The sequence below is a fragment of the Peptoniphilus obesi ph1 genome (genome assembly GCF_000311865.1).
Lineage (GTDB): Bacteria > Bacillota > Clostridia > Tissierellales > Peptoniphilaceae > Peptoniphilus_E > Peptoniphilus_E obesi.
Genome location: NZ_HE978583.1, coordinates 88,342 through 103,057 on the forward strand (window position 1 = coordinate 88,342; position 14,716 = coordinate 103,057).

Sequence of the window (14,716 nt, forward strand, 5' to 3'; positions counted from 1 at the left end):
TTTTACACCTTGACAGTTCTGTATGTAGAAAAAAATTGATTATACTAGAAATCCAAAACACTTCCTATCAAACTGTTGGATTTCCTTAACGTATAATCAATTTTTTTCTTCTAGGATTAACTTACGGCTTATCTTATCGTAAATACGAATAGATATGTTGGGACGATAATCAAAAATAAAATATAGCCTAAAATCCATAACTCACTAACGTTCAAACAGATGGATTTCTTAACGGCTATATTTTATTTTTGTAATGTGTTGTCAGTTAAGGAATTTTAATCTTTATGTAGAGTTTAGAAACAGATACAAGAAGCGTTAGGGTGTAATAAATGGGGGTTAAGGGGGAAAACATGAGGGCGATTCGCAACGCCCTTCGTTTTCCCCCTAGTTAATAAGTTGAAATATAAATTAAAGTTGTGGTTAGAAGAACAGATTTCTACCTAAAGAAGTAAAGTTGAAACAAAAACCAACTTTCAAATTAAAAACAAAGTTTAGAAACAAAAAATAAAAAGCCCTATTTAGGGTCTGGGTCTGCTTTGCTTTTGGAGTGGGATAGTAAATTTTGAAGTGAGAATTTATTTTGAGTTTGGAATTTAATATTGGGGTGGGAATTTTAAGTTGAGTTAGAGTTATGAAATTGGAATAGGAATTTTAGTTTAAATAAGAGTTTTAAGGTTGAAATGAGAATTTAGGGTTGAGTAAGTGCTTTAAAGTTGAGGTGGGGATTGTTTGGTAGGGGATAAAAGGAAACAGAAAATAAAATAAAAAAAGAAAACCCGGGAGTCTCCTCTCGGGTTTAATCTTTTAATCCATCGATTTAAAATAAAACTATTATTTTAAAGTAACTAGTGGATAAGCTATATCTATATCTGGTTCTACAGTTGCGTCTTGAGCTGTAATATATCCAGCAGTTTTAGTAAGTTGTGCTTTTAAAGCTTTTGCTTCATCTGAAGTAAGATCTTTTAATTCATTATATTCAAAAGCTACTTTATTAAATTCTTGAGCTAATTTATTAAGTTCAGCTTGAGTAGTTAATTTCTTAATTTCTTCTTCTGAAGGTAATTTGTCAGCTTTTGCTTTAATTTCAGCTACTTTTGAATCAGTTTCTTTACCTTTGATTTGTTTTTCTAATTTGTCTACAGCGTCTACATAAGGTTTGTTTTCCTTATATTTTGCTTTATCGCCTATAGTTAATCCATCAATAGCTTCATTAATCTTATCTAAATCTTTTTTAGCTTGTTTAAGATTTTTATCAGTTACTTTATCAGGATTGTATGCTTTGTCAGCTTTGTCAATTAATGCTAGTAGAGCATCTAAATCATTAGCTTTTTCAGCTGGTTTAGCTAGAGCTTTACCATCATTTGATTCAAAGTTGAATGCAAAGTACATTCTGTTGTAGTCTTTGTCATAGTCTTTATCGTTAAATAGGAATTTAACGTTTCTGTCTATGTTTTCAGCTAATTTATCTGCATCAGCTTTAGCTACTTGGAATACTTCGATTCCTGTACCAACTTTATCCCAGTTGCTGTATTGAACATCAATTGTTACAGTGTAAGGATAAGCTGTGTTGTTAACTTCTTTAACAATACCATTAGCAGTGTTACCTTGAACTGCTTTTAGTGTTGCTTGAATTGAATGAGAAGCATTGAATTTAGCAATTACATCTTTATTATCTCTTGGAAGAATTGATAAAGTATCAATGTTATTGCTTATTTTCTTGTTGTGTTCATCATTTTCATATTGTAAGAAGTCGCCAACTCTTAGATCTTTGTATTGTTTAGCGTTAAAGATATCAGCATCTCCAACATGGATTGAAGATTCGTTACCAAATCTATCTTCTACAATGATGTTGTCATTGTCATGAAGTTCTTTAACTCTAACTACTGGGAAAACATCTGTATCGCTATGATCAATTCTCTTTTCGATAATGTCATAGTTGTTGTTGTAAGATTCCCATTTTAATTCAATAACATCATATAGGTCACCATAGTTATATGGGAAGTGTGCAATGTTTTTGATGAATGATTGGTCTTTTAATACACCATCAGTGTCTTCAAGTGTTGCGTTTCCATTGTAAGCTGAATTGTGAACAACTCTTAGAACTTCGCCACCTTGATCTTTAGTTACAACGTTGAATACGATAACTTTAGCAGTTGCTTTACCATTGTCATATCCTTTAAGAGTTGCTTCATATGAATCTGAATCAAATCCTGCATATACGTTTGGTACAGCATATCCTGCTTGATAGTTTCTGAAACCAATTAGGCTTAGAGCTTCGTTGATTCCTTTAACTTCTCTCATTTGGTTGTTAGCTGGGTTAGCTACATAAACTTTAGTGTTATCGTTGATTTTTAGTTTTTTAACTAATTCAACTTTTGCTTTTTCTTTTTTAGCTTTTGCAGCTTCTTTGTTTAAAACTTTGTAGAAGTTGATATCAGAAGCAGATGATCTGTTTGACTTAAGATCAAATGTTACATATCCTTCATAGTAAGCTTTAACATCGTCGCTTGTGTTTTTAAGAGTTCCAATTGGAGTAACTCCAGTTTCTACAGTGTAGTCAGCTACGCCTTCCCATCTTGGGTTTTTACCAGCAGTATTTTCTGTTCTACCGATAGCCATTTCTTTAGGGTTACCTAGTTCAAGAATATGAGAAACTTCATTTTTGTCGTTAACCATAATTCTTACTAGAGAACCTAGATAGAAGTCTGGATCGTTAATATCTTTTACTTTAACGATATTTTTTCCATATTCACTTTCTTTGTAAGCTCCAACAAATACAGTATCTTTTGTGATAGTGTAAGTTTGTTTTTCAGAGTCTTGGTTAAGAACTAGTTTGTCATTTCTTAATGAAGAAAGAACACCAATTTTTTCGTTAGTTGGGAATCTCTTGAATTCAACCATTTTGTAAAGTGCATTGTAAAGCATTGTGAATGCGTCTGCTCTGTTTGCAGCTGCTCCAGAGTTAGTTACATTAACATCATCAAGAATTCCTAATTGAGTTGCCCATGTCATCCATTGAGTTGCCCAATTTTTGTTAGCTTCTTTTGCCATGTCAGCAGTTAAATCTTCTTTAACTAATACAACTAACATTTTTGCAAGTTCTGCATAAGTTACGTCGTTTTCACCTTTAAATGTTCCATCTGGATAACCATTTAACATTGGTAGGTTATTAGCTTTTGATGGTACTGTTGAACCAACTGAAATAACTCCGTTTGCCCAGTATTCAGCGTTTACATCTGAATATAATTGCATAGCACCTTGAAGTTTTTCTGCAAGTTCTTTGTTACCATTAGCATAAACTAATAATTTAGTAATTTCGGATCTTTTGATATTTTTATCATATCCGTAGTCTCCATCGCCATAGCCTTCAACGAATTTTTTGTCGATTACGTATTGGATTTTGTTATCTTTTCCAACTACTTTTTCAACTTTTTCAGTTTTAGCTTCTTCGGCGAAGACAGTTGTGAATGTTCCTAGTACCATTACAAGTGCAAGTACTAGAGATAAAATTTTCTTGTTCATCTTGTCTTACGACCTCCTTAAAATTTTTGTAGACCTACAAAAGTCTTAACTTTTGTCGCTGCACGAATATGCAGCTAGAGGTGACAAGTAAAAATTACTCATGCACTAAAATAATATTTAATTGTCATTGTTCCTCCTGTGTTATTATTATACACTAAATGCCTTTAAAGTAAAATTACAGTTGTATTACAAAAGTTAAATTTTTACTTTTTTGTAACTTTTCTGTATTTTGCCTTGTTTTTAAGCTTTCCCTTTTTGGGATTTTTACTTTTGCCACATTTTTGTAATATTGTTTTTGCGTTTTGTTTTGCAATTTGATTTTTGTTTTGCAATTGCATTCGCTTTTTCAAATTGCCTTTTGTCTTTTGTGTTTTTAGTCTACTTTAAATATTATAGCGGAATTAGGTTTTTTTTCAAACTTTTGAATTAAAGTTTATAAAATTTTGTTTTTATATTTGTATACATACTTGTCTTTTAATTGCAAAGTTGTTGTGTGTTTTGGCTTTGCTTTTTGTTTCTAAAGTTGTTTTTCAGTTTTAAATTTATTCTGTATTTCAGCTTTACTTCTTTGTTTCTAAAGTTGTTTTTCAGTTGCAATTTTATTTTAAATTTCAATTTTACTTCTTTATATATGAAGTTATTATTCAAATCCCAGCTTTATTATAAATTTTAAATATTATTTATTTAGGAGGGAAAATTAGGACGTCCCGATATTTTCTCTCTTTTTATATATTTATGTGTGTATAAATATATCTGTTAAATCTAAACTTATTTTAAATTTCTAATTTATATATTTTTTATTTTTATATTTCATAACATCATTTCACAATCAAAACTTTTATTTCAAAATTTTCTTAAAGGGGAGAGATAAGGGCGTTGCGATTCGCCCTTTAATCTCTCCCCTTAACCCCTCTCGATAATCCCTAACGCTTTACACATCTGTTTCTAAACTGTATTAGATGATTTTAGCTATTTAATATACAACTCATTACAAAAAGCAGACATCCTAAAAATTTCGAACTCGCTTCGCTTTCGCTCAGCTCAAACACAAAATTTTTTTAACGGATGTCTTTACTTTTTGCTCGTTCTCACGGGATATCTCTTCGTATTTACGATAAGATATGTTGTCAGCTAACCAAAAATAAAATATAGCCGTTAAGAAATCCATCTGTTTGAACGTTAGTGAGTTATGGATTTTAGGCTATATTTTATTTTTGTAATGTGATGTCAGTTAAGGAATTTAAATCTTTATGTAGAGTATATAAACAGATACAAGAAGCGTTAGGGTGTAATAAATGGGGGTTAAGGGGGAAAACATGAGGGCGATTCGCAACGCCCTTCGTTTTCCCCCTAATTAATAAGCTGAAATATAGTTGAAGTTGTGGTTAGAAGAATAGATTTAAATTTAAGGAAGAAATGTAGAAATACAAAACAAGATTCAATTGAAGAAAAAGTTTAGATTTTAAATAAAAAATAAAAAAAAGAATATAAACTCACTTAGGCGAGCTTATATTCCATAATAAATATTAATTAATAAATATAAATATAAAAATCAATTTCTTCTTATATATATGAAGATAAATAATTTTTAATTTTTTTCAAAAAAATTTAAATAAAAATACTTTTTATTTTTAATTTTTAAATGAATGTATTGGCGCAGGTATCAATCCTTTTCTTTCTATAAATCTATCTGCTTTATTATCTCCTATGTCCATGATTGGTGCATAGCCTAATAGTCCGCCGAATTCTGCTTGGTCGCCTACTTTTTTGCCTACTACTGGGATTACTCTTACTGCTGTTGTTTTGTTGTTTATTACTCCGATTGCTGCTTCGTCTGCTATTATGGCTGATATGGTTTCTTTTGGTGTATCGCCTGGAATGGCTATCATGTCTAGTCCTACTGAGCAGACTGATGTCATGGCTTCTAGTTTATCGAAGCTTAGGTGTCCTGATCTTACTGCTGATATCATGCCTTCGTCTTCTGAGACTGGGATGAAGGCTCCTGATAGTCCGCCGACGTGGGATGATGCCATGATGCCGCCTTTTTTTACTGCGTCGTTTAATAGGGCTAGGGCTGCTGTTGTTCCGTGGCCTCCTACTGTATCGATTCCTATTTCTTCTAGTATTCTTGCTACTGAGTCGCCTACTGCTGGGGTTGGTGCTAGGGATAGATCGATTATGCCGAAGTTTGTGTCTAGTCTTTTTGATACTTCTCTTCCGACTAGTTCGCCCATTCTTGAGATTTTGAAGGAGGTTTTTTTGATTGTTTCTGCTACTTCATCGAAGCTTTTTCCTCTTACTTTTTCTAGGGCTTTTTTTACTACTCCGGGACCTGAGATGCCGACGTTGATTGTTGTGTCTGATTCTCCTACTCCGTGGAAGGCTCCTGCCATAAAGGGGTTATCTTCTACTGCGTTTGCAAATACGACTAGTTTTGCACAGCCGATTGAGTCTTGGTCTTTTGTTTTTTCTGCTAATTCTTTTATTTTTCCGCCCATCATTGCTACTGCTTCCATGTTGATTCCTGTTTTACTTGAGCCGACGTTTACTGATGAGCAAACGTAGTCTGTTTGGGAGAGTGCATTTGGGATCGAGTTTATTAATCTTATATCAGATTTATTAAATCCTTTATGTACTAGGGCTGAGAATCCTCCGACGAAGTCTACTCCGACTTCTTTTGCGACTTTGTCTAGGGTTTTTGCATAGCTTGTGTAGTCTTCTAGGTCTGTTGCTGCTGCTATTAGTGAGATTGGTGTTACGGATATTCTGTTGTTTATTATTGGTATGCCGTAGAGTTTTGAGACTGAGTTTGTTGTTTCTACTAGTTTGTCTGCGCATTTGATCATTTTGTCGTAGATTTTTTTGTTGGCGATTTCTGGGTCTTTGTCTATGCAATCTAGTAGTGAGATGCCCATGGTTACTGTTCTTATGTCTAGGTGCTCTTGTTCTAGCATTCTGATTGTTTCTAGTATTTTTTTGTTGTCCATAGTTTTACTTTCTCCTTGTCTTAGATTTTTATCTTAGATTTGGTGCATGGCATCGAAGATGTCTTGGTGTTGAATTTTGATGTCCATGCCGATTTCTTTTCCGAGTTTATCGAAGGCTTCTACTATTTGGTCGAAGTCTTCTTTGCTTTTTGATAAGTCGATTAGCATTACCATGGTAAAGTATTTATCCATTACTGTTTGGGATATATCTATTATATTTAGGTTAAATTTTTCCATTAGTCCTGTTACTTTATGTACGATTCCGATTTTGTCTGCTCCTATTATTGTTATTACTGCTTTCATTTTGTCCTCCTTTATTTTATGTTTATTTTTATTAATGTTATTATATATATTATAGTGTTTTGTTTTTAAGTAAAGCAATATTTATATTTATATTAATTGTAGTGTATAATTATAGTAATAGGAGGTATTTATGAAATATTTGGTATGTATTAAAAGGGTGCCTAAGTTTCCTAATAAGGTTAAGATTGATCCTGAGACTAATAACTTAGATAGGTCTAGTGCTGTGTCTGTTATTAATGCTTGTGATCTCAATGCTTTGACTATGGCGCTTGATCTTAAAAAGCAAACTAGTGGTAGTGTTACTACTTTAACTATGGGATCTCCTAGTGCTGTTGAGACTGCCAAGGAATGTTTAGCTATGGGTGCTGATGAGGCTTTTGTTGTTAGTGACAATAATTTTAGGGGATCTGACACTTTGGCTACTTCTTATACTCTTGCTATGGCGGCTAAGCACATTGGTGATTTCGATGTTGTGATTACTGGCGCTCAGACTTCTGATGGTGATACTGGTCAGGTTGGTCCTGAGCTTGCTGAAAGGCTTGGTATTAATCAAGCGACTTATGCTAAAAAGATTTTATTTAAGGATGATAAGTTTCTTGTTTTAAGAAGTTTATATAATGGAACTGAAAAGGCTATTTTGAAGGCTCCTTGTCTTTTTACTATTATTAAGGATGCTAATGAGCCTGTTAAGCTTAGAAAGTCTAAGCTTGAAAAGATTAGTGATGATGATGTTAAGGTTTTATCTGCTGATGATATTTCTGCTGATGTAGAAAAGACCGGCGCTAATGGTTCTGCTACTGATGTTGTTAGTATTTTCCAAGACGAAGAGGCTGCTAAGGGCACTTTCATCGAAGGCGATCTTGATGAGCAGACTGACAAGCTTCTTGATCTTTTCAAAGAGCTTAAATTGGTTTAGGGGGTGTTTGATATGGATAAAGGAATTTTTGTTGTTGCTAGTTTGCATGACGACCAACTTGCCCCTGTTAGTGTTGAAATTTTAGGCAAGGCTAGAGAGCTTGCTGATCATTTCGAGGAAGAGCTTGTTGCTCTTTTGATTGGCGATGGGCTTGATGATGCTTCTAAAGAGGCTATTTATTATGGCGCTGATAAGGTTATTAGGGTGCAAGATAAGGAGCTTGCTTCTTATAGGACTCTTCCTTATACTAGGGTTTTGGATAAGGTTATTGATGAGTTTAATCCTTTTGCTTTATTGATTCCTGCTACTGAAAACGGACGTGATTTGGGTGGTAGGATTTGTGCTAGAAAAGAGCTTGGTCTTGTTGCTGATTGCGTTGATCTTATTCCTTGCGAGGGCGAAAGGGATATTCGTTGGATTAGACCTACTTTTAATGGTCAATTGTATTCTGATATTAGGATTTCTACTAAGCCTTTGATTGGAACTGTTAGTGAGAGGGTTTTTAAGCCTGCTAATTATAATAAGTCTAGAAAGGGCGAGATTATAGATTTTGAGGTTAAAGTTTCTCAAGATGATCTTCTTACTGAGATTGCTGGTCTTATCAAGAAGCTTGATATTGAACAGGATGTTTCTAAGGCCAAGGTTGTTGTTTCTGGTGGTCTTGGTTTGAGAGATCCTAAGAATTTGTATCTTCTTAAAGACCTTGCTAAGGAGATTGGGGCTGCTGTTTCTGGCTCTAAGCCTCTTGCTGATCAATTATGGATTCCACAGGATAGTTTTGTTGGGATGTCTGGTTTGAAGATTCAACCTAGGGTTTATATTGCGATTGGTATTTCTGGATCTGCTCAACATATTCAAGGTATGAGGGATTCTGGTACTATTATTGCTATTAACAATGATCCTGATGCAGATATTTTCAAGGTGGCTCATTATTGTATTTGTGCTGATTTATTTGAAATTGTGCCAAAGCTTACTGAGGCTATTAGGGAACTAATGAAAAATTAATTTTATTTATTTTGGGGAGCTTTTTGCTCCCTTTTTTATTATTTTTATTTTTTTGGGTATAAAGCTATTACAAGATAGTTATTGGCTAGAAGAAAAGAAAGGATGTCATTATGTTAAAGGTTGTATTTCACATAGTTGAACTTGAAAAATGGGAATCTACAATGGCAAATATTAAGGATCTTATTGATAGAGAACCTGATGCTATTGTTGAAATAATTGTTATGAGCAAGGCTGCCTCTTTATTTGGAAAATATATTGGCATGGATTTTGATGGTATATTAGGTAATCCTAATGTTAGATGGATTATTGGTAGAAGAGGTCTTGAACTAAATAAGCTTAGCGAAGATATGCTTCCTCATTTTGTTATTGTTGAAGATTCTGTTATTACTAGGATCGCTCGTTTACAAAATGAAGGTTATGCCTACATAAGATTATAGATTATAATAATTTTTTAAATTATTTATATAGCAGTAACTTTTATCTTTTTTGATAAGAGTATACCCCTTCCTTTTTAAAGGGTTTTCTCCAATATTAAATATTGTTTTTTTGATATTTTGTTATTTTATTTCCTTACTTACTACATAAATAAAATGGATTTTACTGTGTCCATTTTATTTTTTTTGCACTTTTTGTGTTTTTTTGTGTTTTATTTTTTGTTTTCAACTTTAGTTTTCATTTTGAATTTTTGTTTCTGCTTTTAAATTTATTTTCTGTTTTAGTTTTTTATTTTTGTTTCTAAATTTGTTTTTTGTTTCGGGTTTTTATATCTGTTTCTAAATGTGGTTTTTGTTTAGAGTTTTAGTTTCTGTTTCTAGAATTGGTTTTTAATTTGAAAGTTGTTTTGTGTTTCGAGTTTACTTCTTTAGATATAAATCTGTTCTTCTAACCACAACTTCAACTGTATTTCAACTTATTAACTAGGGGGAAAACGAAGGGCGTTGCGATTCGCCCTCATGTTTTCCCCCTTAACCCCCATTTATTACACCCTAACGCTTCTTGTATCTGTTTCTAAACTCTACATGAAGATTTAAATTCCTTAACTGACAACACATTACAAAAATAAAATATAGCCTAAAATCCATAACTCACTAACGTTCAAACAGATGGATTTCTTAACGGCTATATTTTATTTTTGGTTAGCTGACAACATATCTTATCGTAAATACGAAGAGATATGTTTCAACTTTGATCAAAAAGCAAAGACATCCGTTAAAAAATTTTGTGTTTGAGCTGAGCGAAATCGAAGCGAGTTCGAAATTTTTAGGATGTCTGCTTTTTGTAATGTGCTGAAATAATCAATAAACTTGAATTATTCAAGAAAGTTTAGAAACAGATGTGTAAAGCGTTAGGGATTACAGAGAGGGGTTAAGGGGAGAGATTAAAGGGCGAATCGCAACGCCCTTATCTCTCCCCTTTATAAAAAATTAGAATTAAATATTTTGTCTGGGAAATCAAATAAGGTAAATATAAAAACTTTAAAAGTATAAAATTAGAAAATTATACTAAATTTGGATTTAACAGATATGCTTATACATAAATAAATAAAAAAGAGATAAAATATCGGAACGTCCTAATTTTCCCTCCTAAATAATTCAAACGTGAAATCTATAGTAAAGCTTGGATTTGAATGATTACTTTCGATATAAAGAAATAAAATTGGGAAATTAAATAAATTGGCAATTGAAGAACAAATATAGGAGAAAAGAAGTAAAATTGAAATTTAAAATAAAATTTCAATTGAAAAACAAGCTTGGATCCTAAAGAAGAAAAAAATAAAGAAGAAGATCACTCTTCTTCTCTATGAAACTCTATCATATCCTCAAATATATCCCAAAGTTCATCAACGTATTCTTTATTTGTTGATGAAAAGAATATTATATTCTCTTTTACTTCCATACCTAATTTCTTGGCTATGATATTTGCTGATTTGTTGTATTTTGATTTTGATATTTTATCTGCTTTTGTTGCTATTACTATTCCTGAATATCCGATTTGTCTTATTGCTTCAAACATTTGCTTGTCTTGGTCTGTTGGCTCGTGTCTTGCATCTACTAATAGGATTACTTCTATTAGGTTTTCCCTATGGTTTAGATAGGTGTTTATGATTGATGACCAAGATCCTTTTTCTTTTTTTGATACTTTTGCATAGCCGTATCCTGGCAAGTCTACTAGTCTTAAATCATCGTTTACTCTGTAAAAGTTTATTGTTCTTGTTTTGCCTGGTGTTGATGATGTTTTTGCTAGTGATTTTCTGTTTAGCATGGCGTTTATCATTGATGATTTTCCTACGTTTGATCTGCCTACAAAGGCTATTTCAGGAAGGTCCATGTCTGGATATTGTTCTCTTAGAGCAGCAACTTTTTCAAGGTCTGCTTTTTTTATTTTCATTATTTCTCCTTCAAGGCTAATTTTATTACTTCTTTTACGTCTTTTGCATAGTGGATTTCAAGATTTTTTGTTACGTCGTCTTCTATTTCTAGGACGTCTTTTTTGTTGTCGATTGGAACTACTACTCTTTTTATGCCCATTCTTTCTGCTGCTAGTAGTTTTTCTTTTAATCCACCGATTGGCATTACTTTTCCTCTTAGGCTTATTTCACCGGTCATTGCTATGTCGTTATAGACTTTTCTTTTTGTCAGTGCTGATAGGACTGATGTTACCATGGTTACTCCGGCTGATGGCCCATCTTTTGGTACTGCTCCTTCTGGGACGTGGATGTGGATGTCTTTTTTTGTTCTAAAGTCTGGACTTACTTTGTAGTATGCTGAGTTGCTTGCTATATAGGATATGGCTGCCATGGCTGATTCTTTCATTACATTTCCTAGTTGTCCTGTCAGTGTTAGTTTTCCTGTTCCTTTCATGATTGCTGTTTCTACTTCTAGGGTTACTCCGCCTACTCTTGTCCATGCTAGTCCTGTTACTGATCCGATTTTATTTAGTTTATCGACTGTATCGAAGGAGTATTTTTCTTCGCCTAAAAATTCTGTTATGTTTCTTATTGTTAAGGAGACTGATTTTTTGTCATTTTCTATTATATCTAGGGCAGTGTGTCTTGCTGCTTTTGATATTTCTTTTTCTAGTCCTCTTACTCCTGCTTCTCTTGTGTAGTTGTCTATTATTTTTCTTAGGGCTGAGTCGCTTATTTTAAATTTGGATGGTGTTAGTCCATTTTCTTTTGTTTGTTTTGTTATCAGGTGTTTTTTTGCTATTTCAAATTTTTCTTTTGCTGTGTAGCCTGATAGTCTTATTATTTCCATCCTGTCTAGGAGTGCATCTGGGATTGTTTGTGTTGTGTTTGCTGTTGCTATGAAGAATACATTTGATAGATCAAATGGAAGTTCTAGATATCTATCTGTGAAGGTGTTGTTTTGTTCTGGGTCTAAAACTTCTAGCATTGCACTGGCTGGGTCGCCTCTGTAGTCGTTTCCAATTTTATCTATTTCATCGAATAAAAATACTGGATTGTTTTTGCCAGCTTTTTTTAGAAGGTTTATTATTCTTCCTGGCATTGCTCCTACATAGGTTCTTCTGTGGCCTCTGATTTCTGATTCGTCTGTTACTCCGCCAACGCTCATTCTTACAAATTCCTTGTTTAGTGCTTTTGCAATTGATGATGCGATTGATGTTTTTCCTACTCCTGGTGGACCTACAAAGCAAAGTATTGGTCCTTTATGGTTTCCCTCTGATAGTTTTCTTACGGCTATAAATTCTAGAATTCTTTCTTTTATTTCTTTTAGGCCGTAGTGTTCATTGTTTAATATTTCTCTTGCCTCATTTAGGTCTATATCTTCTTCGTCCATTTCTGTCCAAGGAAGGTCTAGGATCCAATCAAGGTAGTTTAATATTACTGTGTATTCTGGGGATGCTGAGTTTACTTTTTTTAGTTTGGATAGTTCTTTTTCTGCTTTTTCTTTTACGTATTCTGGCAGATTTTTTTCTTCTATTTTTATTTCATAGTTTAGAATTGTATCTTCTTCGCTATCTTCTCCGAGTTCTTTGTTGATTACTTTTATTTGTTCTTTTAGATAGTATTCTTTTTGAATTTTATTCATATTGTATTTAACTTTTGAGTCGATGTTTTTTTCTATGGATAAAAGTTCAAGTTCTCTTTTCATGATAGCGTGGAATTTTAGCATTCTATCGTAGGGATCTAGTGTTTCTAAAAGTTCTTGTGCTTCTTTTAGTTCTAAGGATATATACATGGCTGCTGTGTCGACTAGGGATGATGCTGTTGATTCATCTACTACTGATTGAAGTAGGCCTGGTACAAGTTTTGTGTCTAGGTTGCTATATTCATCTATATCTTCTTTTACTAGTCTTTTTGCTGCCAAGATTTCATTTGTAGGCTCTTCTTCTTTTTCTATAAATTCTTGGTAGTTTGCTTTTATATAGTCGCCTTCTGTTTCTATATTTTCTGCTTTTGCTCTAGTTTCTCCTTCTACTAGGACTCTAACTATTCCACCTGGTAATTTTAATATTTGTTTTATGATTGCTATTGTTCCGTATTCAAAGAGATCTTCTGCTTTTGGATTTTCTATCTCTGCATCTTTTTGTGCTATTAGAAAAACTTTTGAGTCTTTCATTTCTGCTTCTTCTATTGCTGCTATTGATTTGGATCTGCCGCAGTCGAAGTGGCTTACTGTTCTAGGAAATATTATTAGATCTCTTAGGGCAATCACTGGTATTTTTGTTTTTTCTGACATTTTATCACCTACCATTATAAACAAAGCTCATCTATTTAAGATGAGCCCTATCTTACTTATTTTTTAATATCAGTTTTGGGAGTTTGTTATCTTCAACACTTTCCCGAGTAATAATAATTTTTTCAACGTCTTCTCTTGATGGAATTTCATACATTATATCCATGATTGTGGATTCGATTATTCCTCTTAATCCTCTTGCTCCTGCCTTTTTTTCTATGGCTTTTTTTGCTATATATTCAAGAGCAGATCTGTCAAATTCAAGTTCGACATTGTCAAATTTTAATAATTCTTTGTATTGTTTAACTAAGGCATTTTTTGGCTTAGTTAAGATTTCTATCATAGCATCTTCATCGAGTTCTTCTAGGGTTACTGTTACAGGAAGTCTACCTATTAGCTCAGGTATTAAACCAAATTTTAAAAGGTCTTCTGTTTGAACCTTGGTTAGTATGTCTTTCTTTTGAGCTTTTTTATCGATGATTTCTGATCCAAATCCCATGGATGATTTTGATATTCTTGATTCGATAATTGATTCTATTCCATCAAATGATCCTCCACAGATAAATAGGATATCACTTGTATCTACCTTTAGAAATTCTTGATTTGGATGTTTTCTGCCACCTTGAGGCGGTACGTTTGCGATTGTTCCTTCTATTATTTTTAATAGCGCTTGTTGAACTCCTTCGCCACTTACATCTCTTGTTATTGATACATTTTCTGATTTCCTTGCTATTTTATCTATTTCGTCTATATAGATTATGCCTGTTTCGGCTTTTTCTATATCATAATCTGCTGCTTGTATTAGCTTTAGGATTATGTTTTCGACGTCTTCTCCTACGTATCCTGCTTCTGTAAGAGTTGTTGCATCTGCTATTGCAAATGGAACATTCAAGGTTCTTGCCAAGGTTTGTGCTAATAATGTTTTACCACTTCCTGTTGGCCCTACCATTAAAATGTTTGATTTTTGCAATTCTATATCTGTATCTCTTTTTATTTTTGATGTTATTCTTTTGTAGTGATTATACACTGCAACTGCCAAAGCTTTTTTTGCCTTTTCTTGTTGAATAACATAAGAATCTAATATGCTCTTTATTTCTGCTGGCTTTTTTAGTTCAAGTTCTAGGTCGTTTTCGCCTTCAACTTTTTCGTTGTCCATAATTTCTTGGCAAAGATCTACACATTCGTTGCATATGCAAACATTTGGCCCAGAAATTAATCTCTTAACTTGATTTTGAGTTTTGCCACAGAAGGAACATCTTAGTCCATGTTCGTTTTCTTGCATG

At 33.1% G+C, this 14,716-nt stretch carries 10 protein-coding genes; 3 read left to right on the forward strand and 7 right to left on the reverse strand.

Annotation, left to right across the window (positions count from 1 at the left end; translation table 11 throughout):
* Window positions 1–831: 831 nt before the first annotated feature.
* The 4 genes from HGPB_RS08125 to HGPB_RS08135 form a co-directional block, all read right to left on the reverse strand.
* On the reverse strand, window positions 832–3,522 hold the full coding sequence (locus tag HGPB_RS08125; protein ID WP_019133192.1) for an S-layer homology domain-containing protein: 2,691 nt from the start codon (window positions 3,520–3,522) through the stop codon (window positions 832–834).
* Between the two features lie 203 nt (window positions 3,523–3,725).
* Window positions 3,726–3,872, reverse strand: coding sequence for a hypothetical protein (locus HGPB_RS08880; RefSeq protein WP_019133193.1), 147 nt, complete (start codon window positions 3,870–3,872; stop codon window positions 3,726–3,728).
* 1,281 nt (window positions 3,873–5,153) lie between these two features.
* Window positions 5,154–6,509 (reverse strand): PFL family protein, encoded by a 1,356-nt coding sequence (locus HGPB_RS08130; RefSeq protein WP_019133194.1) that lies wholly within the window; start codon window positions 6,507–6,509, stop codon window positions 5,154–5,156.
* Between the two features lie 33 nt (window positions 6,510–6,542).
* Window positions 6,543–6,812: an ACT domain-containing protein gene (locus HGPB_RS08135; protein WP_019133195.1), complete on the reverse strand. Its 270-nt coding sequence runs from the start codon at window positions 6,810–6,812 to the stop codon at window positions 6,543–6,545.
* Window positions 6,813–6,942: 130 nt separating this feature from the next.
* Between HGPB_RS08135 and HGPB_RS08140 the strand changes: the two genes are divergently transcribed.
* From HGPB_RS08140 to HGPB_RS08150, 3 genes are all read left to right on the forward strand, one after another.
* Entirely contained in the window at window positions 6,943–7,728 is a 786-nt protein-coding gene (locus HGPB_RS08140; protein WP_019133196.1) for an electron transfer flavoprotein subunit beta/FixA family protein, read from the forward strand.
* 12 nt (window positions 7,729–7,740) lie between these two features.
* The gene (locus HGPB_RS08145) at window positions 7,741–8,733 is read left to right on the forward strand and encodes an electron transfer flavoprotein subunit alpha/FixB family protein (protein ID WP_019133197.1); all 993 of its coding nucleotides are present in this window, start codon (window positions 7,741–7,743) and stop codon (window positions 8,731–8,733) included.
* A gap of 110 nt (window positions 8,734–8,843) precedes the next feature.
* On the forward strand, window positions 8,844–9,170 hold the full coding sequence (locus HGPB_RS08150; RefSeq protein ID WP_019133198.1) for a DsrE family protein: 327 nt from the start codon (window positions 8,844–8,846) through the stop codon (window positions 9,168–9,170).
* 1,348 nt (window positions 9,171–10,518) lie between these two features.
* Here HGPB_RS08150 and yihA read toward each other — a convergent pair.
* Genes yihA through clpX form a run of 3 tightly spaced genes read right to left on the reverse strand, consistent with a single transcriptional unit; the run spans window position 10,519 to window position 14,715 of the window.
* On the reverse strand, window positions 10,519–11,121 hold the full coding sequence (gene yihA, locus HGPB_RS08155; RefSeq protein WP_019133199.1) for a ribosome biogenesis GTP-binding protein YihA/YsxC: 603 nt from the start codon (window positions 11,119–11,121) through the stop codon (window positions 10,519–10,521).
* Window positions 11,121–13,436, reverse strand: coding sequence for an endopeptidase La (lon, locus tag HGPB_RS08160; RefSeq protein WP_019133200.1), 2,316 nt, complete (start codon window positions 13,434–13,436; stop codon window positions 11,121–11,123). The genes yihA and lon overlap by 1 nt, the downstream gene beginning before the upstream one ends.
* A 52-nt stretch (window positions 13,437–13,488) precedes the next feature.
* Window positions 13,489–14,715, reverse strand: coding sequence for an ATP-dependent Clp protease ATP-binding subunit ClpX (gene clpX / locus HGPB_RS08165; RefSeq protein WP_019133201.1), 1,227 nt, complete (start codon window positions 14,713–14,715; stop codon window positions 13,489–13,491).
* Window position 14,716: the final 1 nt, after the last annotated feature.

Excerpts from the sequence above, each read along its gene's own strand:
- clpX (WP_019133201.1), bottom strand. The coding sequence starts at position 14,715 with ATGCAAGAAAACGAACATGGACTAAGATGTTCCTTCTGTGGCAAAACT.
- HGPB_RS08145 (WP_019133197.1), top strand. The coding sequence starts at position 7,741 with ATGGATAAAGGAATTTTTGTTGTTGCTAGTTTGCATGACGACCAACTT.
- HGPB_RS08130 (WP_019133194.1), bottom strand. The coding sequence starts at position 6,509 with ATGGACAACAAAAAAATACTAGAAACAATCAGAATGCTAGAACAAGAG.
- lon (WP_019133200.1), bottom strand. The coding sequence starts at position 13,436 with ATGTCAGAAAAAACAAAAATACCAGTGATTGCCCTAAGAGATCTAATA.
- HGPB_RS08150 (WP_019133198.1), top strand. The coding sequence starts at position 8,844 with ATGTTAAAGGTTGTATTTCACATAGTTGAACTTGAAAAATGGGAATCT.
- yihA (WP_019133199.1), bottom strand. The coding sequence starts at position 11,121 with ATGAAAATAAAAAAAGCAGACCTTGAAAAAGTTGCTGCTCTAAGAGAA.
- HGPB_RS08135 (WP_019133195.1), bottom strand. The coding sequence starts at position 6,812 with ATGAAAGCAGTAATAACAATAATAGGAGCAGACAAAATCGGAATCGTA.
- HGPB_RS08125 (WP_019133192.1), bottom strand. The coding sequence starts at position 3,522 with ATGAACAAGAAAATTTTATCTCTAGTACTTGCACTTGTAATGGTACTA.
- HGPB_RS08140 (WP_019133196.1), top strand. The coding sequence starts at position 6,943 with ATGAAATATTTGGTATGTATTAAAAGGGTGCCTAAGTTTCCTAATAAG.